Origin of the sequence: Streptomyces sp. NPDC051136 (assembly GCF_044455745.1) — a bacterium.
Taxonomy (GTDB): domain Bacteria; phylum Actinomycetota; class Actinomycetes; order Streptomycetales; family Streptomycetaceae; genus Streptomyces.
In genome coordinates this window covers 308,110-332,024 of record NZ_JBITFE010000001.1, presented here as the reverse complement: position 1 = coordinate 332,024, position 23,915 = coordinate 308,110, and the positions used below count along the sequence as shown (strand labels likewise).

General features: G+C 70.9%; 18 protein-coding genes. 7 read left to right on the top strand and 11 right to left on the bottom strand.

Annotated elements, in window-relative coordinates; genetic code table 11:
• Positions 1–4: 4 nt before the first annotated feature.
• The 7 genes from ACIBCJ_RS01330 to ACIBCJ_RS01300 form a co-directional block, all read right to left on the bottom strand.
• Entirely contained in the window at positions 5–1,507 is a 1,503-nt protein-coding gene (locus ACIBCJ_RS01330) for an SDR family NAD(P)-dependent oxidoreductase (RefSeq protein WP_362091588.1), read from the bottom strand.
• Between the two features lie 102 nt (positions 1,508–1,609).
• Positions 1,610–2,968, bottom strand: a complete 1,359-nt coding sequence (locus ACIBCJ_RS01325; protein ID WP_362091585.1) for a wax ester/triacylglycerol synthase family O-acyltransferase — start codon at positions 2,966–2,968, stop codon at positions 1,610–1,612.
• A gap of 150 nt (positions 2,969–3,118) precedes the next feature.
• Positions 3,119–5,437 (bottom strand): GH92 family glycosyl hydrolase, encoded by a 2,319-nt coding sequence (locus ACIBCJ_RS01320; RefSeq protein ID WP_365978825.1) that lies wholly within the window; start codon positions 5,435–5,437, stop codon positions 3,119–3,121.
• A gap of 60 nt (positions 5,438–5,497) precedes the next feature.
• Positions 5,498–8,116 (bottom strand): PA14 domain-containing protein, encoded by a 2,619-nt coding sequence (locus ACIBCJ_RS01315; protein ID WP_365978826.1) that lies wholly within the window; start codon positions 8,114–8,116, stop codon positions 5,498–5,500.
• Between the two features lie 210 nt (positions 8,117–8,326).
• Positions 8,327–9,547 (bottom strand): glucose-1-phosphate adenylyltransferase, encoded by a 1,221-nt coding sequence (gene glgC, locus ACIBCJ_RS01310; protein ID WP_365978827.1) that lies wholly within the window; start codon positions 9,545–9,547, stop codon positions 8,327–8,329.
• Positions 9,548–9,594: 47 nt separating this feature from the next.
• On the bottom strand, positions 9,595–10,758 hold the full coding sequence (gene glgA / locus ACIBCJ_RS01305; protein ID WP_365978828.1) for a glycogen synthase: 1,164 nt from the start codon (positions 10,756–10,758) through the stop codon (positions 9,595–9,597).
• A 37-nt stretch (positions 10,759–10,795) separates the two neighbouring features.
• Positions 10,796–11,635 (bottom strand): (2Fe-2S)-binding protein, encoded by an 840-nt coding sequence (locus tag ACIBCJ_RS01300; RefSeq protein ID WP_365978829.1) that lies wholly within the window; start codon positions 11,633–11,635, stop codon positions 10,796–10,798.
• Positions 11,636–11,862: 227 nt separating this feature from the next.
• Between ACIBCJ_RS01300 and ACIBCJ_RS01295 the strand changes: the two genes are divergently transcribed.
• The gene (locus tag ACIBCJ_RS01295) at positions 11,863–13,233 is read left to right on the top strand and encodes a DMT family transporter (RefSeq protein WP_365978830.1); all 1,371 of its coding nucleotides are present in this window, start codon (positions 11,863–11,865) and stop codon (positions 13,231–13,233) included.
• Here ACIBCJ_RS01295 and ACIBCJ_RS01290 read toward each other — a convergent pair.
• Entirely contained in the window at positions 13,223–14,545 is a 1,323-nt protein-coding gene (locus tag ACIBCJ_RS01290; RefSeq protein WP_365978831.1) for a transglycosylase family protein, read from the bottom strand. The genes ACIBCJ_RS01295 and ACIBCJ_RS01290 overlap by 11 nt on opposite strands.
• Positions 14,546–14,833: 288 nt before the next feature.
• Between ACIBCJ_RS01290 and gndA the strand changes: the two genes are divergently transcribed.
• Positions 14,834–16,273 (top strand): NADP-dependent phosphogluconate dehydrogenase, encoded by a 1,440-nt coding sequence (gndA, locus tag ACIBCJ_RS01285; RefSeq protein ID WP_365978832.1) that lies wholly within the window; start codon positions 14,834–14,836, stop codon positions 16,271–16,273.
• Between the two features lie 421 nt (positions 16,274–16,694).
• On the opposite strand, the gene ACIBCJ_RS01280 is transcribed toward gndA, so the two are convergent.
• Genes ACIBCJ_RS01280 through panD form a run of 3 tightly spaced genes read right to left on the bottom strand, consistent with a single transcriptional unit; the run spans position 16,695 to position 18,237 of the window.
• Positions 16,695–17,384, bottom strand: a complete 690-nt coding sequence (locus ACIBCJ_RS01280) for an aspartate/glutamate racemase family protein (protein ID WP_365978833.1) — start codon at positions 17,382–17,384, stop codon at positions 16,695–16,697.
• 46 nt (positions 17,385–17,430) lie between these two features.
• The gene (locus ACIBCJ_RS01275; protein WP_365978834.1) at positions 17,431–17,775 is read right to left on the bottom strand and encodes a GNAT family N-acetyltransferase; all 345 of its coding nucleotides are present in this window, start codon (positions 17,773–17,775) and stop codon (positions 17,431–17,433) included.
• 42 nt (positions 17,776–17,817) lie between these two features.
• Positions 17,818–18,237 (bottom strand): aspartate 1-decarboxylase, encoded by a 420-nt coding sequence (gene panD / locus ACIBCJ_RS01270; RefSeq protein WP_365978835.1) that lies wholly within the window; start codon positions 18,235–18,237, stop codon positions 17,818–17,820.
• A 549-nt stretch (positions 18,238–18,786) separates the two neighbouring features.
• Here panD and ACIBCJ_RS01265 point away from each other — a divergent pair.
• The 5 genes from ACIBCJ_RS01265 (at position 18,787) to ACIBCJ_RS01245 (ending at position 23,869) form a co-directional block, all read left to right on the top strand.
• Positions 18,787–19,305 carry a hypothetical protein gene (locus ACIBCJ_RS01265; protein ID WP_365978836.1) on the top strand — a complete coding sequence of 173 codons (519 nt, stop codon included), beginning with the start codon at positions 18,787–18,789 and terminating at the stop codon, positions 19,303–19,305.
• A 57-nt stretch (positions 19,306–19,362) separates the two neighbouring features.
• The gene (locus tag ACIBCJ_RS01260) at positions 19,363–20,007 is read left to right on the top strand and encodes a Crp/Fnr family transcriptional regulator (RefSeq protein ID WP_365978837.1); all 645 of its coding nucleotides are present in this window, start codon (positions 19,363–19,365) and stop codon (positions 20,005–20,007) included.
• 105 nt (positions 20,008–20,112) lie between these two features.
• Positions 20,113–20,916, top strand: a complete 804-nt coding sequence (locus ACIBCJ_RS01255) for a hypothetical protein (RefSeq protein WP_365978838.1) — start codon at positions 20,113–20,115, stop codon at positions 20,914–20,916.
• Between the two features lie 50 nt (positions 20,917–20,966).
• Positions 20,967–23,183 (top strand): hypothetical protein, encoded by a 2,217-nt coding sequence (locus ACIBCJ_RS01250; RefSeq protein ID WP_365978839.1) that lies wholly within the window; start codon positions 20,967–20,969, stop codon positions 23,181–23,183.
• Positions 23,180–23,869, top strand: a complete 690-nt coding sequence (locus ACIBCJ_RS01245; protein ID WP_365978840.1) for a hypothetical protein — start codon at positions 23,180–23,182, stop codon at positions 23,867–23,869. The genes ACIBCJ_RS01250 and ACIBCJ_RS01245 overlap by 4 nt, the downstream gene beginning before the upstream one ends.
• The last annotated feature ends 46 nt before the right edge of the window (positions 23,870–23,915 follow it).

The following is a 23,915-nucleotide window of genomic DNA, read 5'->3' as shown; positions in this document are numbered from 1 at the left end:
CGCGTCACCACTTCCCGGGCGCGTAGTCCTTGAGGAAGACGCCGTACAGGTCCTCGCCCGCCTCGCCGCGCACGATGGGGTCGTAGACGCGGGCGGCGCCGTCGATCAGGTCGAGCGGGGCGTGGAAGCCGGCCTCGGCCAGGCGCAGCTTGTCGTAGTGCGGGCGCTCGTCGGTGATCCAGCCGGTGTCCACGGAGGTCATCAGGATCCGGTCGGAGTCGAACATCTCCTGGGCGCTGGTCCGGGTCACCATGTTCATGGCGGCCTTGGCCGCGTTGGTGTTGGGGTGTCCGGCGCCCTTGTAACCGCGGGCGAACACGCCTTCCATCGCGGAGACGTTGACGACGTAGGCGCGTCCCGCGGGCGCCCTGCGCGCGGCCTCGGCCATCGAGGCGCGCAGCGCGCTGATGAGGATGAACGGCGACGTGTAGTTGCACAGCTGGGTCTCCAGCAGCTCCACCGGCGAGATCTGCTCGATGGTCTGGACCCAGGTGTTGGAGTCGACGACGTCGGGGACCAGTCCGCCCGCGTCGATGGCGGTGCCCTCGCGGTGCCGGACGACGCTGGCGTTGCCGGCGACCAGGGCGAGGTCGGCCACCTTCTGCGCGTCGAGCCCGGAGGCGCCCAGCGGCAGGGCGGCCAGCCCGTCCACCGCGCCGGAGTTGAAGGCGCCGATCACGTGGTGGGCGGGCAGCTCGCCGGCGGGCAGCGGGGCGCTCTCGCCCTCGACCAGCGCGGCGTAGGCGGAGGGCAGACGGCGCACGGTCTGGGTGGCGTTGTTGATCAGGATGTCGAGCGGGCCCCGCTCGGCGACCTGCTCGGCGAGGGCGACGGCCTGGGCGGGGTCGCGCAGGTCGATGCCGACGACCTCCAGGCGGTGCATCCAGTCGGCGGAGTCGTCCATCGCCTTGAAGCGGCGGATGGCGTCCTTCGGGAAACGGGTGGTGATCGTGGTGTGCGCGCCGTCGCGCAGCAGCCTGAGCGCGATGTACATGCCGATCTTGGCGCGACCGCCGGTGAGCAGCGCGCGCTTGCCGGCGAGGTCGGCGCGGGCGTCGCGGCGGGACCGGTTCTCGGCGGCGCAGTCCTGGCAGAGCTGGTGGTAGAAGTAGTCGACCTCGGTGTAGCGCTGCTTGCAGATGTAGCAGGAACGGGGGCGCTGCAGTATCCCCGCGATCGTGCCCTCCTCGGTGCGCGAGGAGGGCAGCAGGCCCTCGGTCTCGTCGTCGATGCGTTCGGCGGACCCGGTGGCGGTGGCCTCGGTGACCGCCCTGTCGTGGGCGGTCTTGGCGGCACGGCGCTCCTGGCGGCGGCGCTGCTTGACCGTGCGGTAGATGTGCGAGGTGGCCCGGCGGACCCGGATCGCGTCCGGGTGGTCGACGTCGATCCCGTCGAGTTCCTCCAGGACGCTCAGGCAGACCGCGAGCCGCTCCGGGTCGATGCCGGGGCCGTACGCGGAGGCGGCCACCTCGTCCGTGGTCGCCGAACCGTCCTGTGTCACCGTCATCGCCGCTGCCGTTCCCTGGTCACCGTTGCGGCGCTCGGAGGGCGACCGCTGTCGAACAGCGGATTTTATTCAGCGCGGGGCGCGGATCCAAACCCGCCGGGGTCAGGGACGGCAGGCCGTGAGCAACGTCTCCACCTCGTCGGCCAGAGCGGCGGCGAACCGGTCGAGGTCCGGCACCGCCTCGGCGTCGGCGACCAGACCGTAGTGGACCCGTCCGCGGTACGTGGAGACGGCCACCGCCAGGGAGTGGCCGCGGGCCAGCGGCGCCAGCGGGTAGACCTCGGTCAGCGGGTGTCCGCCGAGCCGCAGCCCGAGGCTGGGCAGGGGCACGCTGGTGACCAGGAGGTCGAACCAGAGCCGGGCGGCGCCCGAGACCAGCGGTCCGCCCAGCCGGTGCCCGAGCGCCGGCACGTGGTCGGCGAGCAGGGCGACGGCTCCGGCGCCGCGGCCCGGTCCGGCGTCCTTGTTGCGGTCCATGGCGGCGCGGACGGTGCCGAGGCGGGAGAGCGGGTCGGGATCGCCGACCGGCAGCCGCATGAGGTACCCGGAGAGCCGGTTGCCCTGGGGGTGGGCGGTGCGCGGGCGGCGCTTGGACACGGGGATGAGGGCCCGGGGCTCGATGCCCTCGCTGCCGTCGCCGCGCTCGTCGAGCCAGCGGCGCAGGGCGCCGGCGACGACCGCGATCAGTACGTCGTTGACGGTGCCGCCGGTGGTCTTGCGGACGTGGTGCACGTCGTCGAGGTCGACGGAGACGCCCGCGATGCGGCGGGTGCCGGAGGACTCGGCGACGAGGGCGGGCGAGGAGCGCACGTCGAGGGTGGACAGCGCGGCGGCGGCGCCGATGTCCAGGGCGCGCCCGGCGTCCGACAGGAGGCCGCGCAGCCGGTCGGGCAGCGCGCGCACGTCCGGCACGAGGCCGCGCGGCGGCCGCTCGGGGCGGGGCCGTGGGGCGGGCAGGTCCATCGGGTCGAGGACGCCGGCGGCCAGGGTCAGGGCGCGCAGCCCGTCGGCCAGGGCGTGGTGGAACTTGAAGAGCACGGCGAAGGACCCGCCGTCCGCGCCCGGCAGCACATGGGCCTCCCACGGCGGCCGCCCGCGCTCCAGCGGACGTTCCATGAGACGCCCGGCCCGGGCGTGGAAGTCGGTGGCCGGGGCGTGCAGCCGTACGTGGTCGAGCGGGTCGAAGCGGGGGTCGGGCTCGCGGGTCGCGCCGCCGAACGTGAGCGGCCGCCGCAGGGCCGTCGGCGCCTGCCACGTGTCCCGGATCCTCATCCGCAGTCCGGGCACCGCGGGAGCGCGGGCCGCGAGCAGGTCCGCGGCGTGGGCACCCGCGGTGGGCGAGTCGGCCTCGAAGACGCCGAGCGCGCCCAGGTGCATGGGGTGCTCGGCGGACTCGATGTTCCAGAACGCCAGGTCGAGGGGGGCGAGTGGATCGGGAGGAGTCAAGGTGCTGCCTCGCATGGACGACGGGTGGACAAGCAGTCAATCGCTCTCCGCCGATTACGGTCAAGTACGATCACGCTACGCTCGGTGAACAAGAGAGCAAGGTCCCGCCCCTGCGGGCAGGGACGGGACCGGGGTGGCTCATGGGACGACTGTGCCCGGGCCGGCTCAGGTCAGCGGCGGCGGCACCGCCTGAGCCGAGGTTCCCCACCCGGACGGCTGCGGGCCGACCGTGAACGCGAGCGTCCGCACCGAGCGCAGGGCGTCCGTCGTCAGCCACGTCCGGGCGTAGGCGGAGCCGTCGGTACGGGCCGACTGGATGTACCGGTCGGTGTCCGAGGTGCCGGGCGCGGTGATTGTCAGGGCGCCGCGCGGGTAGTAGCGGCGGTCGAGGGTGAGGTCGACGCGGTCGAACACCGGGGTGGACAGGCCCCAGGTGTCGTAGCCGGGCTGGATCGGGAAGACGCCGATCGAGGACAGGACGTTCCAGGCGGACATGGTCCCGAGGTCGTCGTTGCCGGTCATCCCGGTCGGCGCGTCCGTGAACAGGGTGAGCGCCGCGTGCACCACGTCGGTCGTCTTCCAGGGCTGCCCGGTCGACAGGTAGGTGTACGGGGCGATGAGGTCGGGTTCGTTCTGCGGGTTGTACTTGTCGGCGTTGTAGTAGTCGTACGGCCCGTTCACCCAGACCTCGCGGGCGGTCTTCGCCGGGTCGGCGAGGAGCTGGTCGTAGGCGAAGAAGGAGTCGAGCCGGTCCGTCGCGGCCTCGGTGCCGCCGATGAGGTCGATCATGCCGGGCAGGTCCTGCGGCACCAGCCACTGGTACTGCCAGGACGTCCCCTCGTGGAAGCCCTCGCTCTGCGCCGGGTCGGCCGGGCCGGTGAAGGCGCCTTCGGCGTCGCGGGCGCGGAAGAAGCCGGTCGAGGGATCGAAGACGTTCCGGTAGCTCTGGGCCCGCTCGGCGTACCGCTTCGCGTCCGCCCCGTGGCCGAGGTCGCGGGCCATGCGGGAGAGCATGGCGTCGGACAGGGCGTACTCCAGGGTCGCGGAGGCCCCGTGGTCGTAGTCGGAGTCGCCGGGCTTGGCGTGCGGGCGGCCCTTGACGTACGGCGCGAAGCCGTCGGCGAGGTACTCCCGGTTGGCCTCCCGGCCGACGGCCGGCGAGTCGGCGGGCGGGACGCCGTCGGCGTTCTTCTTCAGGGCCCGGTAGGCCCGTTCCTCCCAGCCGTGCAGGAGGCCCTGCTGGTAGGCGTTGGTGAGGAAGGGGGTCACCGGGTCGCCGGTCATGATGTTGGTCTCGACGGTGCCGTAGCCCCACTTGGGCAGCCAGCCGCTCTCCTCGTCGATCTTGATGACGGAGATCGCCATGTCCCGTGCCTCGCGGGGCGCGAGCAGCGCGAGGAGCTGGGACTGGGTGCGGTAGGTGTCCCACAGGGACCAGTTCTGGTAGTACGTGAAGCCCTTGGCGCGGTGGATCTCCTGGTCCCAGCCGGTGTAGCGGCCGTCGGCGTCGCTGCCGACGTTGGGCGCGAGGAAGGACCGGTACAGGGACGAGTAGAAGGTACGGCGCAGGGTGTCGTCGCCGCCGCGGACCTTCACGTCGTCCAGCCGCTGCTCCCAGCTGTGCTCGGCGCCGCGGCGCACGGTGTCGAAGGAGTGGCCCCCCTCGGCGCGCAGGTTGAGCGCGGCGCCGCGCGCGTCCACGTAGGACAGGGCGGTGGTGGCCTCGACGGTGCGGTCCTTCGTGGTGTCGAAGCGGACGTAGGCGCCGTCCCCGCCGCGCTTCGCACCCGCGGTGACCGTGCCGTCGTCCCAGGTGCCGTAGGAGGCGAAGGGGCGGTCGAAGCGGGTGATCGTGTAGACGGTGTACGGCTTCGTGTCCTGGCAGAAGCCGCTGCCGGTGATCGCGGTGCGCACGGTGCGGCTGTCGAGGACCTCGACCTCGGTGCTGATGTTCTTGTGCAGCGACTGGCCGGCGTTGAGCAGGACGTTGGCCTTGTCGGTGGCCGGGAAGGTGTAGCGCTGCACGCCGGTGCGCTCGGTGGCGGTCAGTTCCGCGCCGACGCCGGAGCCGAGACCGACCCGGTAGTAGCCGGGGCTCGCCTCCTCGTCGTCGTGGCTGAAGGGGGCGGCGTACTTCGCGTAGTCCGTCTCGGTGATGTCGCCGGTGGTCGGCAGCACCGGCAGGTCGCCGCCGAGTCCGCAGCCGACGCCGGAGAGGTGGACCAGGGAGAAGCCGCGGATGTGGGTGTCGGAGTGGTCGTAGCCGGTGTTGTGGCCGGTGTCCGGCGAGAACTGCACCATGCCGAAGGGCACGGCGGCGCCGGGATAGGTGTTGCCCTCGTTCTCCGTCCCGATGAACGGGTTCACGAGGTCGGTCAGGTGCTGGTCGGTCGTCGGGGCGGCCTGGGCCGCCGGGGCGGTGAGCAGCGCGGACGCTGCCACCACCCCGGCGACGCACAGCCGCAGACGCCGGGTGGCTCTCATCTGCGGTGACCTCCGGAAGGTCTGCGGTGTCGTGCGGTCTTCTTCTTCGGGAGCGGGTGATCAGGCGGTGCAGCCCGCCGGGGTGGGCTGGGACGCGTCGTGGATGAGGGCCTCCTGGGCGGCCCTCACCCGCTCGACGTCCGGCTTGAGCACCTTGCGGTCGTACGTCGTCAGGCCGTTCAGCTCGCCCTCGACGTCCGAGATCTGGGTGTAGACGGCGCCGTTGCCGCCCCGGCAGGCCAGGGCGCGGACCTCGTCCAGCTTGGTGAGGTAGTCGTCCGTGTACGTCTTCGGGTCGACGTCGACGTACGACTGCTGCACGGACCAGGCGTGTCCGGGCACCGCGAGACCGAGGCCGCCGTACTCGCCTGCGACCAGGGCGCGTTCACCGTCCGGGGAGGGCGGCAGCGCGGGGCTCGGGTAGCCGTGCTCGTCCATGATGTCGCCGGCGCCTCCGTCGGCGCCGAGGTTCAGGCCCGACTGGTTGTTGACGAGCCGGGTCGGGTCCCAGGCCTTGGCCTGGGCGGCGACGCGGCCGATGTCGTACTGGCCCCAGCCCTCGTTGAAGGTGACCCACATGACGATCGACGGGTGGCTGACGTGTTCGTCGATCATCTCCTTCATCTCGTGCTCGTACTCGGCGCGGGCGGCGGTCGACGGGTTCTTGCCGGCGGTCATCGCGGGCATGTCCTGCCACACCATGAGGCCCAGCCGGTCGGCCCAGTAGAACCAGCGGTCGGGCTCGACCTTGATGTGCTTGCGCACCGAGTTGAAGCCGAGCCGCTTGTGCAGCCTCAGGTCGGAGGCGAGGGCCTCGTCGGTGGGCGCGGTGTGCAGTCCGTCGGGCCAGAAGCCCTGGTCGAGCGTGGCCATCATGAAGACCGGCTCACCGTTGAGCATGGTGCGCGGAACACCGTTCACCTTCTGCACGGCGACGGAGCGCATCCCGAAGTAGCTCCCGACGCGGTCGCGTCCGACGGTGACCTTCAGGTCGTACAGGAAGGGGTCGTCGGGCGACCACAGGTGCGGGTCGCGGATCTTCAGGGTCAGCGGCTCGCCGGTGCGGCCGCTCACCGTGGCGACCTTGCGGTGCCCCGCGTACGCCGTGGCCTCGACGCGCACGCCGTCGCGCACGCCCCGGGGTTCGACGGTCAGGGTGCTCGCCGCGCCGTCGACGTGCGGGGTGAGCTTGAGCGAGTCCACGTGGTCACGCGCGACGGGCTCCATCCAGACGGTCTGCCAGATGCCGGAGCTGGGCGTGTACCAGATGCCGCTCGGGTCCAGGCGCTGCTTGCCGAGCGGCGGGTTCTCGCCGTTCGCCGCGTCCGTCGGGTCGTAGACGCCGACGATCAGCTCCTGGGTGCGGCCCGGCTTGAGGGCGTCGGTGACGTCGGCGCCGAACTTGTCGTAACCGCCCTTGTGCTCGGCGACCTTGGTGCCGTTGACATATACCTCGGACTGCCAGTCGACGGCGCCGAAGTTCAGCTGCAGCCGCTGCGAGGAGCCGATGTGCCAGTCGCGGGGCACGGTGAAGGTGCGGCGGTACCACATGCGGTCCTCGTGCCGCTGGACGCCGGAGAGCTGGGACTCCACCGGGTACGGGACGAGGATGCGCTCCTTGAGGTCCTTGCCGACCGGCGGCTGCTCGCCGGCCTCGGCGGCGGCGAACTGCCAGCGGCCGTTGAGGTTCTGCCAGTCGTCGCGCGTGAGCTGCGGGCGCGGGTACTCCGGCAGGGCGTTGTCCGGGCCCACCTCGTCGGCCCAGTCGGTGCGCAGTTCGTAGGTGGACTTGTTGCCGCCGCTGCTCCAGAAGGCGTTGACAACGTTGCCTTCGGTGTCGGTGAGGCCGCCTTCGCCGTCGTAGCGGACGTCGGCGGTGCCGGGCGCGTCGCCGTTCTTGTTGCCGACGACGGGCTCGTCGAGGGCGACCAGCAGGGCGCTCGGGTCGGCGGGGTCGAGGCGGGTCTCCCCGAGCGGCCACGTGGCGCCGCCGATCACCGCTTCGAGGTGGTCGGCGAGTCCGGCCGGGGGCGCGGCGAGAGGGCTCGCGAAGTCGAGCCTGAGGGTGCGGCCGGTGGACTGGACGGTGGTCGCCGTCGCGCCGTCGTAGTCGAAGCCGTCGGGCAGGCGGAACGCCGACTGCGGGACGGCCTCCTTGCCGCCGCCGGGCTCGGTCCAGCGCAGGTGGAGGTTGGAGCCGCCGTAGTGCTCGAAGTACTCCAGCTTGATGTCGTAGGACTGGCCGGCCGTCAGCTCGACGGGCTGGGAGGTCTGTTCGCGGTCCCAGTCGTCGACCCAGTGGTCGATGGCGAGTTGTCCGCCGATCCAGAGACGGAAGCCGTTGTCACCGGTGATCGAGAAGGTGTGGGCTCCGGTCTTCTCCGGGACGAGCTTGCCGGTCCAGCGGACGTTCACGTCGTCCGACTGCCCCGTGGCGAAGGCGAGTCGCGGCTCCAGGCTGTTGAAGTCGACCTGGGGATCGAAGCCGGTGGCCTTGAGTTCGTGGAAGTCGAAGGCGCCGGGGGCGGACTGGGTGTAGTACTCGCCCATCAGTCCGTGGATCTCCGCGGCGTCGTGGTCGCCGGCGGCGTGTGCGGCCGGGACGGCGGCGAGTCCCGCGACGCCGAGTGCGGCCGCCAGCAGCAGCGCGAGTCGGTCTCTGAGTCGTTTGGTGCGCACTGACCCTCTCCTCGAGAACGGGTGGTGGCAGATGGCTCGGACATCGATGTCATACAACGATGTAACGGCAGGGTGCAGAGGCATGACAACACGGATTCCGCTTGGCGTCCAGGGACATGACAACGGCCCCGGGGTCCACGCGCGTATCGCGCGCCCGGGGCCGCCGTCCGCCCGGTCCTCGGACCGGTCCCTCGGTCCGGTCTCCGTCCGTCAGAGCACCCGCTGCCCCTTGCCCAGCGCGATCACGCCGCCCTCGGAGACGGTGTACAACTCGCCGTCGCGCTGCGGGTTGACGCCGATCGTCGCACCTGGCGGCACCTCCACGTTCTTGTCCAGCACCGCCCCGCGCACCACCGCGCCCCGGCCGATGTGCACGTTGTCGTGCAGCACCGAGCCCTGCACGACCGCCCCGGGGTCGACGACCACGCCCGGCGAGAGCACGGACCGGGTGACCTGCCCCCGGATCAGGCAGCCCGCGCTGATGATCGACTCGCTGGCGATGCCGCCGGCGTTGAAGCGGGCGGGCGAGAGCTGGGTGGAGGTGGTGTAGATCGGCCAGTCGCGGTTGTAGAGGTTGAAGGCGGGCCGCTCGGCGATGAGGTCCATGTGGGCGTCGTAGTAGGCGTCCAGCGTCCCCACGTCCCGCCAGTAGCCCTGGTCACGGGAGGTCTCCCCCGGCACGTGGTTGGCGCTGAAGTCGTACAGCGCGGCCTCGCCCCGGTCGGTGAGCTGGGGAAGGATCGAACCGCCCATGTCGTGCACGGAGTTCTCGTCCTCGGCGTCCCGGTGCAGGGCCTCGACGAGGGCCTTGGTGGTGAAGACGTAGTTGCCCATCGAGGCGAAGACGCACCCCGGGTCGTCGGGGAGGCCGGGCGGGTCGGCGGGCTTCTCCAGGAAGCCCGTGACGGTCTGCCCGTCGGAGCCCGGGGTGATCACGCCGAAGGACGGCGACTCGGCGCGCGGCACCCGTATCCCGGCGACGGTGACGCCCGCTCCGGACTCGATGTGCTGGGCGAGCATCTGGCGCGGGTCCATCCGGTACACGTGGTCGGCGCCGAAGACGGCGACGTATTCGGGCTGTTCGTCGTGCACCAGGTTGAGGGACTGCAGGATCGCGTCGGCGCTGCCGAGGTACCAGCGCGGGCCGAGGCGCTGCTGCGCGGGGACCGGCGTGACGTAGTTGCCGAGCAGACTGGACATCCGCCAGGTGGTGGTGATGTGCCGGTTCAGGGAGTGCGACTTGTACTGGGTCAGCACGCAGATCCGCAGGATGTCGCCGTTGACCAGGTTGGACAGGACGAAGTCGACCAGCCGGTAGGTGCCGCCGAAGGTGACCGCGGGTTTGGCCCGGTCCGTGGTCAGGGGCATCAGGCGTTTGCCCTCTCCGCCCGCCAGCACGATGCCGAGCACCGAAGGACCTCCACGACGCATGGCCGCTCCCCTCACCCTCGTCCCCGGCCGCCCCGGTGCGGGGCGGCTCAAGCCTGCTTGAGGATCTCCTCGTAGAGCCGGACCGTGCGGCGCGCGACCGTGTCCCAGCCGAACTCCCCGACCGCACGCGCCCGGCCCGCCTCGCCCATGCGCCGGGCGGCGTCCGGGTCGCCGAGCACGGAGTCCAGCGCACGCCCGAGTCCCGCCTCGAAGTCGTCGTCCCCGACACCCTCTCTCGGCACGAGTACCCCCGTTTCGCCGTCGGCCACGACCTCGGGGATGCCGCCCACCCGGGAGGCCACCACGGGGGTGCCGCAGGCCATCGCCTCCAGGTTGACGATGCCGAGCGGCTCGTACACGGAGGGGCAGACGAAGACGGCGGCGTGCGTCAGGAGCTGGATCACCTCGGGGCGCGGCAGCATGCCCGGGATCCAGTGGACGCCCTCGCGGGCGCCGCTCAGTTCGGCGAACAGGCGGCGGAACTCCTGATCGATCTCGGGGGTGTCGGGGGCGCCGGCGCACAGCACGACCTGGGCGGCCGGGTCGATGTCCCGCACCGCGTGCAGCAGGTGGGGCACGCCCTTCTGGCGGGTGATGCGGCCGACGAACAGGACGTAGGGGCGGGAGCGGTCCAGGCCGATCCGGTCCAGTGCGTCGGTGCCGTGGTCCGGACGGTAGAGCTGGGTGTCGATCCCGTTGTGCACGACGTGGACCCGGGAGGCGTCGAGGGCCGGGTAGCAGCCGAGGATGTCCTCGCGCATCGCGCCGGACACGGCTATCACCGCGTCGGCCGCCTCGACGGCGGTGCGCTCGGCCCAGCCGGACAGGGTGTAGCCGCCGCCGAGCTGCTCGGCCTTCCAGGGGCGCAGCGGCTCCAGGGAATGGGCGGTCATCACGTGCGGGACGCCGTACAGGAGCTTGGCGAGGTGTCCGCCGAGGTTGGCGTACCAGGTGTGGGAGTGCACCAGTTCGCGGCCTTCGAGGGCGGCGGCCATGGCGAGGTCGACGGAGAAGGTGCGCAGCGCGTCGTTGGCACCGTCGAGCGCCGGCCAGGGCCGGTGGCGCAGCACCCCGTCGGTGCGGCCCTCGCCCCAGCTGTGCACGTCGAGGTCGACGAGACGGGCGAGTTCCCGGGCGAGGAACTCCACGTGGACTCCGGCGCCTCCGTACACGTCCGGCGGGAACTCACGCGTCAGCAGTCCCACGCGCACCCGGAACCTCCCCTGTCGGCGGCTGTCACCCTCATGGTCACCCAGAGCGGGCGCCGGGGGAAGAGCGCGTGGGGCGGGCCGTCCGGGGCGGGCGCACGGAACGGGCCGGTGCGGGCGGACTCGGGAAGCAGCAGTCGCCGCAGACTCCCCCTCCCGGCACCCGGTAGTACAGGCAGCAGCTGCGGCGGCGGAAGGACGTGCCGGTGAGGGTGCCGGCTCCGGCGAGCAGCGGGTGGGCCAGCAGGTCCGAGGTGAGCGACCGGGCCCGGTCGGCGACATCCGTACGGCCGTGGCGGCGGGCCCAGCGGTCCAGTTCGCGTCCGGCGCCGGCCAGGGCGGAGGCCGTGTTGCCGCGCAGCAGCCCGGTCGCGACCCCGAAGCGGGCGTGCACGGTCTCGGCGAGGGGTGCGAGATGCGCGGTGAGCACGACGTCCGCGACGGTGGCGGCGTCCCCCGGCCGGGCGTGCACCTCGGGGAGCCAGAGGTCGTCGGGTGCGGTGGCCTCCGGGTCCCAGTGCAGCAGGCGGGGGTCCAGGTCGGGGACCTGCCCGTAGAGGACGGCGCAGGCCAGGGTCACCGACCAGAGGCGGGCCGCGAGCCCCTGGTGGGCCACGGAGGCGGCGACCCGGACCTCGGGAGCGGCGAGCGCGGCGGCCACCTTCCGGACGCGCAGGTCCAGCGGACCGGCCGGCGGGCCGCTCCGGTGAACCGGAACCTGAACGTCCGCGGCCGCGCCCTCGTACTGCACGGCGGAGGTGTAGGCGTGGGCGAGCGGCACGGGGGCGGCGGGCCCCGGCGGGGGCAGGGGCAGCGAGGCGCGCAGGACGGAGAAGCCGCCGAGCGGGCGGAGAGCCGAGAGTCCGGGATCGAGGTCCACGAGGAGCAGTAGTATCAGGGCCCCTACGGGGCAGAGCCAGGGGCCGGAGACGGAAGTCGCCCACCCTGGGGAGGACGGCGGCGGCTGCGTACTCCATCGGTAGTAGGACCCAATGAGTGCTCAGGGACGACGACGGGAAGACCCTGAGGCGGCATCGTGTTGTGCATGGATGACGACCGTTCGCCGCGCCGGGCCCAGTGCCCCCGCCTCACGCAGAGGAGCAGCCGATGAGCGCCCTCGCGTTGTCCGTGCTGCTGTCGCTCGTCTCCGCCGTGGCGTACGCGGGCGGAGCGATCGTGCAGGAGCAGGTCGCGGCGTCGTCCCCGGGTGCCCAGTACGCTCCCGTGCGCCATCCCGCCTGGTGGGCGGCGGTGTCGCTGAACGGCCTCGGCGGTCTGCTGCACGTGGTCGCCCTCGCGCTCGGCCCGCTGAGCCTGGTGCAGCCGCTGGGAGCGCTCACCATCGTCTTCGCGCTGCCCATGGCGGCGTTCTTCGTGGGCCGCAGGGCCGGTGCGACGGCCTGGCGGGGCGCGCTGATGGCGACGGTCGGCCTCGCCGGCCTGCTGTCGCTGGTCGGCGCCTCCGACGCGCAGTCGCTGAGCACGGCGCAGCGGGTGGCGGTGGCCCTGGTCACCGGCGGTGCGCTCGTGGCGCTGATGATCGCGGGGCGGGCCGCGCACCGGCACCCGGCGGTGCGGAGCATCCTGCTGGCGACCGCGTCCGGCATAGCCTTCGGCATGTCCTCGGTGTTCACCAAGACGGTCGCGGTCGACTGGACCGGCGGGGTGTCCGCCGCCGACCTGCCGTCGCTGGCCGTGATCGGGATACTCGCCACGGCCGGCATGGTTCTCTCGCAGGCCTCCTACCGGGGCGCCGGTCTCGCCGCACCGCTGGCCACGCTCACGGTCGTGAACCCGGTGGTGGCCGCCGTCGTGGGCATCACGATGTTCGGCGAGACGTTCCGCTACGGCACGACCGGCACCGCGCTCGCCCTGAGCTGCGGGGTCGTCGCCGCCGGCGGACTGATCATGCTGACGACGGAGCGGATCGCGCGGGAGGGCGCCGAGGCCGAGGGCGCTCTGGACGGGGGCGCCCTGGACGAGGGCGAGGCAGAGGGACGGCACGGGGGTGCGGTGGCCGCGGTGTCTGTGGGCGGGGTGGCGGCATCGGCGGCTGCGCCGGTCGCGGACGGTGCGGCTTCGGCGTCCATGAGCGGTGGGGTCGCTTCAGCGGCGCCGGACAGCGGTGCGGCGGCTGCGGCGGTCGCGGCGGTCGGGCAGGCGCCGGCGGTCGCGGCGGTCGGGCAGGCGCCGGTGGTCGCGTCCGTCGCGGCGGCGCCCGTGGCCGCCGAGATCGCGGCGGTCCCGGGGGTGGCGACGGTGCCGGTGGCCCCGATGCCCCGGCTGCCCGGCAAGGTCTTCGTGCCCTCCCCGGTCCCGTCACCCGCCCCGGACACCGTCCCCTCCGAGGAGGAGACGTACGCCCCCCGGACACCGGTGGAGCCTGACGGCACGACGCTCGCCTACGGCTCGCTCTACGGTGGCCTGTTCATCCCGCCGCTCGTGCTCGACCGCCGACGGGTCCGGATCAGATCCTGACGCCGCGGGCCCGCAGATACGCCAGCGGGTCGACGTCCGAACCGAAACCGGGCCCCGTCCGCACCTCGAAGTGCAGATGCGGGCCCGTGACGTTGCCCGTGGAGCCGGAGCGTCCGAGACGCTGGCCGGCACCGACCGACTGACCGCTGCGCACGGAGATCGCGGAGAGGTGCGCGTACTGGGAGAAGCGTCCGTCGCCGTGCCGGACCACCACCTGGTAGCCGTACGAACCGCCCCAGCCCGCGCTGACCACGTGGCCGGCCGCGACCGACTTCACGGAGGTGCCGGTGGGCACGGGGAAGTCGACGCCGGTGTGGTAGCCCTTCGACCAGGAGGAGCCCGCCTGGTGGTACGGCGTGCCGGTGGCGGCGTCGACGGGTGCGACGACGGCCTGGTGGGCGCCGGCCCCGCCGCTGCCGGTGGACGACTTCTTCGGCGCCTTCCGCTGCTCCTGGTGCTTCTGCCGCTCCGGCTCCGACTTCTTCGCCGGCTTCTTCCGCTGCTCCGGCTCCTGCTTCTTCTGCTGCTTCTTCTGCTGCTGCTGTTTCGGCTCCTGCTGCCGTTCCTTGTGCTTTTCCTTCCGCTGCTCGGTCCCCCGGTCCGACCCGGCATCGGACGGCGTGGCCGCCCCCTGGCCGCGCAGTGCCAGGCGCTGTCCGGGCAGGATCAGGTCGGGATCGGATCCGATCGCGCGGCGGTTGGCCTCGTACAGTCGCTGCCAGCCGCCCCGGACCTCGTGGGTGTCCGCGATGCCGGAGAGGGTGTCGCCGGTGACCACCGTGTACATCCGGGCCTTGCCGGCCCGGGACTGCGGCGTGGTCTGGGGCTGGACGTCCTTCACGGTTTCGGACTTCTCCGCCGCTCGGGTCGTCAGCTGCTCGCGGCTCTTCTCGCTCCCCGCTCCCCCGGCCGGCCGGAGGTCGGGCGTGTCACCGCCGCGGGCCAGCCCGGCCCGCTGCGAACACACCGGCCAGGCGCCCGGACCCTGGGCGTCGAGCACCTTCTCGGCGACGGCGATCTGCTGATCCTTGGTGGCCAGGTCGGCGCGCGGGGCGTACCGCGTGCCGCCGAAGGCCTCCCAGGTGGACTGGGTGAACTGCAACCCGCCGTAGTAGCCGTTGCCGGTGTTGACGTCCCAGTCGTCGGTGGACTCGCAGGCGGCGACCTTGTCCCAGGTCGCCACGTCGGCGGCGTGCGCCGTGCCGGTGCCGACGAGGGGGAGGGCCAGTCCCGCGCCGCCCGCGGTGACGGTCAGTGAGGCGCGGTTGATCCTGTTCGGCTGATACCGGCGGTGCCGGCCGCGTACGGCCATGGGGGACCCCTTCGACATTGCGTCAGGAGCGGCAAAAGTAAGCGCGGGGAACAGGCCATGACAAGACGGCAACCGGCCGGTTGAACGCGCCGAGTGGCCGGGAACGCGCGGCCGTTGGCCGGATGGGGTGTCCTCCCGGTGAGGCGCCGGGCCCCTCCCCCTCGTACTGGAGTCCTGAGAGCACGAAGTGCACCGGCGTACCGGCACGTCAGCGTGGTCGAGCGGCGGAATTGACGATACTGGCGGACACGGGCACCACCGACACCAAGGTCATGAGGAGCCAACGCAATGAGCAGTACAGCGCAGATCGGCGTCACGGGTCTCGCGGTCATGGGCCGCAACCTCGCCCGCAACTTCGCCCGCAACGGCTACACGGTCGCGGTGCACAACCGGACCGTTTCACGCACCCGCGCGCTGGTGGAGGAGTTCGGCAGCGAGGGGGACTTCGTCGCGACCGAGACCGCCAAGGAGTTCGTGGCGGCGCTGGAGCGGCCGCGACGGCTGGTGGTCATGGTGAAGGCCGGTGAGCCGACCGACGCGGTGATCCGGGAGTTCGCCCCGCTCCTCGAACCCGGCGACATGATCATCGACGGGGGCAACGCGCACTTCGCGGACACCCGCCGCCGGGAGCGCGAACTGCGCGAGCAGGGCATCCACTTCGTGGGCACCGGCATCTCCGGCGGCGAGGAGGGCGCGCTGCACGGACCCAGCATCATGCCGGGTGGCTCGAAGGAGTCGTACGACTCGCTGGGGCCGATGCTGGAGAAGATCTCGGCGAAGGCGGCGGACGAGGCTCCCTGTGTGACGCACGTCGGTCCCGACGGCGCCGGTCACTTCGTGAAGATGGTGCACAACGGCATCGAGTACGCCGACATGCAGCTGATCGGCGAGGCGTACCAGCTGCTGCGCGACGTCGCCGGGTACTCCCCCGCGCAGATCGCGGAGATCTTCCGCACCTGGAACACCGGCCGCCTGGACTCCTACCTGATCGAGATCACGGCCGAGGTGCTGTCCCACGTGGACGCGGCGACGGGCACGCCGTTCGTGGACGTCGTGGTCGACCAGGCGGAGCAGAAGGGCACCGGCCGCTGGACCGTGCAGATCGCCCTCGACCTGGGCGTCCCGGTCTCGGGCATCGCGGAGGCCGTCTTCGCCCGGTCGCTGTCCGGCCACGCGGCGCTGCGCGAGGCCTCACGCGGCCTGGCCGGCCCGAAGGCGTCCCCGCTGGGCGAGTCGGAGGCGGCGGCCTTCGCCAACCGCGTCGAGCAGGCGCTGTACGCGTCGAAGATCGTGTCATACACGCAGGGCTTCCACGAGATCGCCGCGGGCAGCGAGGAGTACGGCTGGGACATCGACCTGGGCGCGGTCTCCGCGATCTGGCGCGGCGGCTGCATCATCCGTGCGGCCTTCCTGGACCGCATCCGTGCGGCGTACGACGCCCGCCCGGACCTGCCGAGCCTGCTGTCGGACGAGACCTTCGCGCAGGAGATCGCCGCCGCGCAGGACGACTGGCGCGAGGTCCTGGTCGCCGCCACCCGGCAGGGCGTGCCGACACCGGGCTTCGCCGCCGCCCTCGCCTACTACGACGCCCTGCGCGCCGAGCGGCTCCCCGCCGCGCTGACCCAGGGGCAGCGGGACTTCTTCGGGGCGCACACGTACCGCAGGACGGACCGGGACGGCGCGTTCCACACGCTGTGGGGCGGGGACCGGTCGGAGGTCACCGCGTAGCACCGTCCCGGAACAGCCCCGCGAGCCGTGTGCCCCGTCGTTCAGGTGAGCGGTGGCCCCGGCTCGGGGTTCGGCACGGGCTCGGGCCCCGGCGGGACCGGCGACGGCGAAGGACCGGGAGGCGTGGGCTGCGGGCCGGGACCCGGAGGCTGCGGAGTCGGCTCCGGACCGGGACCCGGAGGCTGCGGCGTGGGCTGCGGGCCCGGCCCCGGGGCCGGCGGCGGAGGGGTCGGCTCCGGGCCGGGGACCGGCGGCGTCGCCGGGTCCGGGGCCGGCTGTGGCGGCTCCGGGGCCGGTCCTGGAGTGGGCCCCGGCGGGGCGGGATCCGGATAAGGGTTCGTCATGGCGCTGTCCTCCGGCCAGTCGGTCGACGTCGGCTCTCTCGACTTGTCCCCCGCCTACCCGAGGGCCGACGCCCCACTCACCCGGCCGTACGATCTCCCACGCCCGGGCGCACCGGCGGGTCCGGGTGGCCCACGCAGGCCGCCGCCGCGGCGGAGAGGCCCGGCCCGGGGCTGGCCAGTACGGGAACGCGGACCGTCGTCACGTCCCGGGCGGGCGCCATGGACGCCTGGGCCAGGACGATCACGTCCGCGCCGGTCACGGAGTCGGCCGCCTCGGTCACCCGTCGCAGGTATCCGTCGGTGTCACCGGCCTCGAACCGCTGCCAGGCGCCGCCCACCAGCCGGGTCCGCACCTCCACGGGCCGCCCCGCACGCCGGGCCTCCTCCTCGACCAGTGCCGCCGTGGGAGCGAGTGTGCTCTCCAGGGCGGCGAGCACGAGGACACGCGGACCGACGGCGACCGCCGCGGCGGCCATCGGCCGGTCGACACGCAGCACCGGCACGCCGACGCCGACCGCGGCTCCCGCTGTCTCGGCGACGCCGCCGATGGTGGAGCAGGTGCACAGCACGGCGCGCGCCCCGTCGGCCACCGCCCGCCTCAGCAGGGTCGCGACGGCTCCGGCCACCGCGTCGGGCCCTTCGCCCCGCGCCCGCTCCAGCAGTCCGGCGTCGACGTGGTGGCGCAGCTCCAGCCCCGGATGCGCCGCGTCGCGCAGCGCGTCGAAGACCGGAACGTGGACGGCTGACGTGTGCAACAGCGCCAGCACGCGAGCCCCCTCGATCTCCGTGTCCGCGGTCAGGTTCGCTTCGCGGTCAGAACAGCCCCGGATGCGCCACGAGCCACTCCTTGGCCGCGCGCAGCAGCTCCGGGTCGGCGGCTGGCGCCTGGTCCGGGTGACGCTCGGCCCACTTCACGACGTAGGGGCACAGCGGGGCGACCGTGGTGCCCTCGCGCCGCGCCATCCCGTACAGCTCGCGGGCCAGGGAACCGGCGATGCCCCGGCCCTCGTGGGCCGGTTCGACGATCGTGTGGACGGGGACGAGTGCGCGCTCGGGGGCGTCGAGCACGAAGTACTCGATGCGCCCGACGACCTCTCCGGCAGCGACCGCCTCCAGCCGTCCGGCTGCCCGGTCGTCACGGATCTCGATGTCACTCACGGCCACGCTCCTCGTCCCCGCGGGATCGCCGGGTCAGTACGGTCAGGCCGACACGGCCTGCGGGCTGCGCTCCTGGTCCGAGCCCGGTACCGGCTCGGACGCGTCGGCGCCCAGAGCGACGATACGGTTGTCGCCGTCCACGTGCACGACCCGGGGCCGCAGCGACCGCGCCTCGGCGTCGGTGACCTGGGCATAACTGATGAGGATCACCAGATCACCGGGGTGCACGAGATGCGCCGCGGCCCCGTTGATCCCGATCACCCCGGACCCCCGCTCCCCCTCGATGACGTACGTCTCGAGCCGGGCCCCGTTGGTGATGTCCACGATGTGCACGAGCTCACCGGGCAGCAGATCGGCGGCGTCCAGCAGCTCGGCGTCGATGGTCACCGAGCCGACGTAGTGCAGGTCGGCCTGGGTGACGGTGGCGCGGTGGATCTTGGACTTGAGAACAGTGCGCAGCACTTTGGACTCCTAGAAGACGGCTCCCCGCCAACTTTCTGCAGGTCAGGGGCGTTGTTCACTGTACACCGACACTCCTCACACTCGAAGATGCTGAGGAACATCGATCCCTCTTGGGCTAGAAGGTTCCCCACCTGCGCTTCCGCGTAGAATCCGGCTGTTATGCCATCGCCGCCCAAGGACCCGCGTGAGCACCCGCCTCGGAGTATGTGAGGACTCATGCTGACCAGATGCTGACTTACCTGACGATGCGCCAGGTAAGCACTTCGTTGAGCACGGAGCCATCTGCATCGACCTGAAAGTCGTTCGACGAACCCGGCAGCCTGGGGCTTCATCCGGCCCCAGAGCATTAGGTGGTCGAGTGAACCCGCCACTGGCTGCCCCACCGTCGCCTGCGGAGCACTCGGTCCGGGCAGCCTCGTGGTTCAAACCAAACCAGGCTCCCGACTGTGACCGATCGATCGCGATCGCTACCACCTGGTGGGCAGCTGCGTTCCGGCCGCCTGCCCAGACTGCTACTCCAAGCCGCAAGGCAACGACAAGGAGAAGGCAGTGGAAGAACCCGAGTCGCAGAACGTCCCGCTGCACGTCTCGACAACAACCGGTGCACCTGCGAGTGATGACAACAGGATGTTCGTCGAGGTGCAGCGCGCGGATACGAAAGCAACAGCACTGAGTGGAGTAACCGGTGCCCTACTTGCGATCACGGCAGGGATGGCGCTGGCCGCACCGGTGAACTCGTCGCGCATGCTCAGCGTGGCTGTGGCGCTGGTGGGCGCACTGCTCGGGGCAGCCCTGGTATCGGCACTGATGGCCCTGCGCCCCATCTTCCCGAAGGACGACGGGCTCGTTTGGCGTGAGGAGTTCGTCGGTGGAGGCAGCGGAAGCAGGCACTCGTCGTCAGCCCTACCGCCACGTCCAGTGAGCTGCGCCGAGATACCGGAACGTGAGACTGCCCTGACCACCCTTGCGCGCCGAAAGTTCCGGGCGGTCAAGGTGGCCGTCGATCTCACCGTGGCCGCAATCAGTGTGGCCGGATTGGTCCTGTTGCTCACCTTCCTCACTTCCTGAAAATCTCACCCTCTATGGGTTGGTCCCTACGTTTGGGGGGATATGTATCAGTCGCACATGGCAGTGATCGGCGAGAGTCTGTGGTCTCAGTTGCGTACCCTCGCCCCCATGCGGGTGCGCCCGGCCCGCAGTGTCCTCCTGCGGCAGGGGGATCCCGGTACCCATGTGGTCTTGCTGGCTTCGGGGTCGACCCTCGTGACGTTGACGGGGCCGAACGGGGAACGGGCCTTGCTCGCGATACGCGGCCCTGGTGAGCTGCTCGGCGAACTGGCCGTCCTGGATGCGCAGCCCCGTTCGGCTTCTGTGATCGCCGCGGAATCCTGCCATGTGCACCTCATTCCGGCCCCCGATTTCCTTTCCTTTGTCGAGAGCAACGACCTACTCAACCCGCTGCTACGCCATGCGATCGCGCGGGTCAGGGAGTCCGAAGCCGTCAGGCTCGAACTCGCCACCGCGTGTGTTCCCGTACGCCTGGCCGGTGCCCTTCGCCGGCTCGTGGACGCAGCTGCAACGAATCAGCCAGCGGTCAGTGTCCGCCTGACTCAGGAAGAGCTCTCCCAGATGATCGGTGCGTCCCGCAACGCCGTCGGTACGGCGATCAAGCCGTGGCGGGAAGAGGGCTGGCTGGAGACGGATCCGGGCGGCGGACTACTGATCCATGACATCACATCGATCACGGCCCACGCCCGCAGCACGATGTGACCGGCCGCACCCGGGCGGTGCCCAGTAGTGGGCACCAGAGCGTGCCCGGGCCGATCAGCATGGGGCACTCGATTCCTCCGTCGTGACCGAAAGGTCGGTGACAGCGTGCCCATTCCCTCACCTTCGTCCGTCGACGTGCCACCGGAGCAGGCACTCCTGGCCGTGGATATGCAGGGCTACAGCCAGATTCCGGAAGCGAAGATGGCGCCCATCCGTTCCGATCTGGATGACGTCCTCACCAATGTGCTGACCCACGTTGGACTGCAGGATCCACGAGACCGGCCCGGTGCATTCAAGGACACCGGAGATGGAGCCATCTTCGTCATGCCGGCCAAGGACATCGCACGGCTGGTCGACCCACTGCTGGAACACCTGCACACAGCGCTCGTCCGCTACGACCGTGAACGGCTCGCCAACGCACCAGCGATCCGACTGCGTGCCGCTGTGCATGTCGGCCCGCTCTCCCTGCCCGACCATCGTGGCGATGCCATCAACGAGGTGTGCCGACTGCTCGACAGCCAGGTCGTGCGCGCGGGCCTCACCGTGGCCCGGGAACACCAAGGCGGCTTTCTGGCCGCCGTCGTCTCGGAGGCGGCGTTCCGGCGGACCGTCCGCGCGGGACGGACACCGGACCTCGACGAGGAACGCTTCCTCAGCGCCACGGCGCGGGTGCACGGCAAGACATTCGAGGAGCCGTGCTGGCTGTTCGTTCCCCAGATGACACCGCAAGCCCTCGCACCGCTCATCAGCCCGGAGCCCCTCGGAGGCGGAGGTGGAACAACCGCGCCGACGTCGTCGGCCGGTTCAAACAGCCCGACTGGCGCCATCTTCCAGTTCAACGGCGAAATGACCGACACCACCGTGATCAACACCGTCGGAACGATGCGCATCGACCGGCGCCGGATCTGATCGTGCCCGTGCCCTCGCACCGAGCCGCATCGAAAGGAACCAGAGAGCGCATGTCCGATGACCAATTCCCTTTTCCGCGCCGCTCTCCCGACGAGCTCGAGTCTCCGTCGACGGGAGCGGATGGCATGGCTCCGCGTCCGCTGGACCCAAGCAATAGCGCCCCTGAAGGCACGGAGCCCGTTGGCGCCAGCCGAGCCACCCCGGCAGCGTTCGTCGTGCCCCCCGTACCGGACACTGGGCCGGCACCGATCACGGTGAACCGGCCGGAGTTTTTCGTCAACCACGCCGACAAGATCATCAACGAGACCCGCAAACCGGGCATCCTCGAAGGCTCCACACTTTCTCGTCACCGGATCAAGCAGGAGCCGATCGCCCGCGAAGGCCAATGGGCAGAGACGTGGCAGCAGGCTCTGGATCCGGCGGGGTTACACCCGCCGAAGCACGTACTGATCATCGTCGCCCCGCGGTCGTACGGATCGACCACCCTGGCCCTGCACCTCCTCGCCGAGCACACGGGCGAGGAGACCGACATCGTGAAACTGGACGCGGACTGGAAGACACCCAAAGTGGGCTGGCTTCCCGCCGAGGAGCGCCACGCCTACCAGGTCGACCTCAAGGACCCTGAGCACGACCGGATCTCGGCCGATTTCCTCACCATGTTGGAAGAGCATGCCGGGCTTCTGGAAAGACTCGGCTCCTACCTCGTCCTGAACGTGGCCAAGGATCTCTGGACTGATCACTACGCCTCGGTCCAATCCGGCATTCACATCGTCCACGTCACCGAGCCGCCGCCGGCCCAGGGTGTCGTGGAAGCCCGGCTGAGGGCTCGCGAGGCCGCTGGGCTGATTGCTTACCTTCACTCCGTCGACAAGAGCAAGGCTTCGATAAGCCGTCTCGACGCCGTGGAAGCGGTCCGCACCGCGGACTCGATCATGCTGGCGTGGCGGGAACACGAACGGCTGACTGACACGTCGCTCCCCATGGACGTCCCGTCGTCATGGTCCGCGCTCGATGCCGGACTGCTCGAACGGATCACGTCCGCCATGTCCGACTGGCGAGACAAACTCGACACCCTGTTCGGAGAGACGGTCTCCGGGCATGGAGGCAAGGACACGTCGCTGCCACTGGAAGACCGCTGCCTCCTCCTGGCCCTGGCTGTGTGCCAATCCGCGCCAATGCCCGTAGTGGCCAAAGCCGCCCGCGACCTGCAGCGCATCATCAGCGCCGATGTCGCCAGCGGCAGCGACTTCGCCTCGTCGACAAGTGCGGCATTCGCCGGCCGCGGGTTGCGCCGCCGTGTTGTCGATGTCGGCGCCGGAGTTAGCAGCAACGACGAAGCCATCTTCGACCAACCCGGCTACGGCAGGGCCATCCTGACCTACGTCTGGGACAACTACGAGGTCATGCGCGAGCCCTTGCTCAAGTGGCTTATGTCTGGGGACAGCAGCGAGGCGAACGAGCACGTCGTGGATGCCATCGCCGCTCTGACCCTGCGGCACGGGAACGTCGACCACCTCGTACAGCTCGGCTCCAAGAGCTACCCAGTGAAGGACGAACTCCTCAGCGCCCTTTTGGTCCAGGCAGTACAGGACGAGCATATCGGCCGCCAAGCGTGGGGCATTCTGTACGGCTGGGCTTCGGGCAAGGAACGGGCGGCTACGGTGGTCGCCGCCTGCCGACAAGTGCTGAACTCCCCGGACGTCACGTCTTCTCAGGCCAGGATGGCCATGGTCCGGCTGCGGCGAGCCGCCAACAGTGGGCACGAATCAGCCTGGCCTGAGGCCCTCGCAGTCTTCATCGAGCAGGCTCAGCACCCCGCCGGGGTGGCGCGGCTCATCACCGAAGTACGAACATGGCAGCAGTCAGGTCGGTCCCGCGGGGCCGGCACCGCAGCCTTCCTGGCCCTGATGTCCGTACCAGGCACCACCACCCCGTGGCTGCTATCCGATGAAGTCCCTTCCGAAGTGAACGTGAAGCGGGCTTTGCAGGATCTATTGGGAGACATCGATACGGCTCCCGACGCCATCAACCACCTCACCACATGGGTCAGGCAGTCAGCGACCGACCCCGACACCTACGCCCGCGTCCGCGACAGGTTGCTCCCCGTCCTACGCGGCCAAAAGATCTTCAAGGCTTCCGTGGGCCTGATGCAGGCACTGGAGCACGTCTCGGTCGACGGGGAGACGAACGCGGCCAATGACTTCTGGGACCGTCTCGTAGACCCACGTGTCCGCACGGTGTTTCAGCTCAACAGGGATTCGGCGTGAGGTGGTTCTGGCAGCGCCGGGCCCGTACGATCCACTGCGCCCAGCCACGGATGCTCCGCTGCGCGACCCCCGGTATCAACTTCGAGGCCACGTTCACGATCGAGTGGCGCCCCGCGTTACGGACCCGGCTCAATCTCGAAGACCTCGTACTCAGCCAGACCCTAGCGCGGGCCAGCGAGGTTGCGCAGCTCTTCCCAGCCGTCGAGGTGCGCATCGCGCAGGACACCATCAACGCCGAGCTCGGCGCCCCAGAACACACTCGCGCCACCGGGTACCGGTGCCTGGCTGCCCGTGTGGAACTGGCGCTCTCGGAGAACGCACGGGAAGACCTTGCTCAACAGCAGGCAGACGAGGCACGGGTACGGCGGCTGCGGTTCCTCCGCACGAACCTGTACGAGCAGCCCGACCTTTTCGTGCTGGACCGGATCGAAAAGCAAGGCGATTGGCCGGGCGCTCAGCAGGTTGCCCAATGGCAGCGCCTGGCACGGTGGATGGTCGCTGCTGACGAATGGTGGCAGCCCATCCTCGACCAGTGGGAAGAGGTCGGCCAAGGCTTCAACGACATTGAGCTACAGAACCGGGCCATGCTCGCGCTCTGCGACGCGCTCCAGAAGCTGAAGGGCGATGACTCGCCGGACGACTCCTCCGTCGCTTCTAGTACTGCGGAAGGGCGGCGCAAGGAATGAGCCCCGCGCTGTGGCGGATCGTCCTGGACCCCCTATCTTCCTGGCG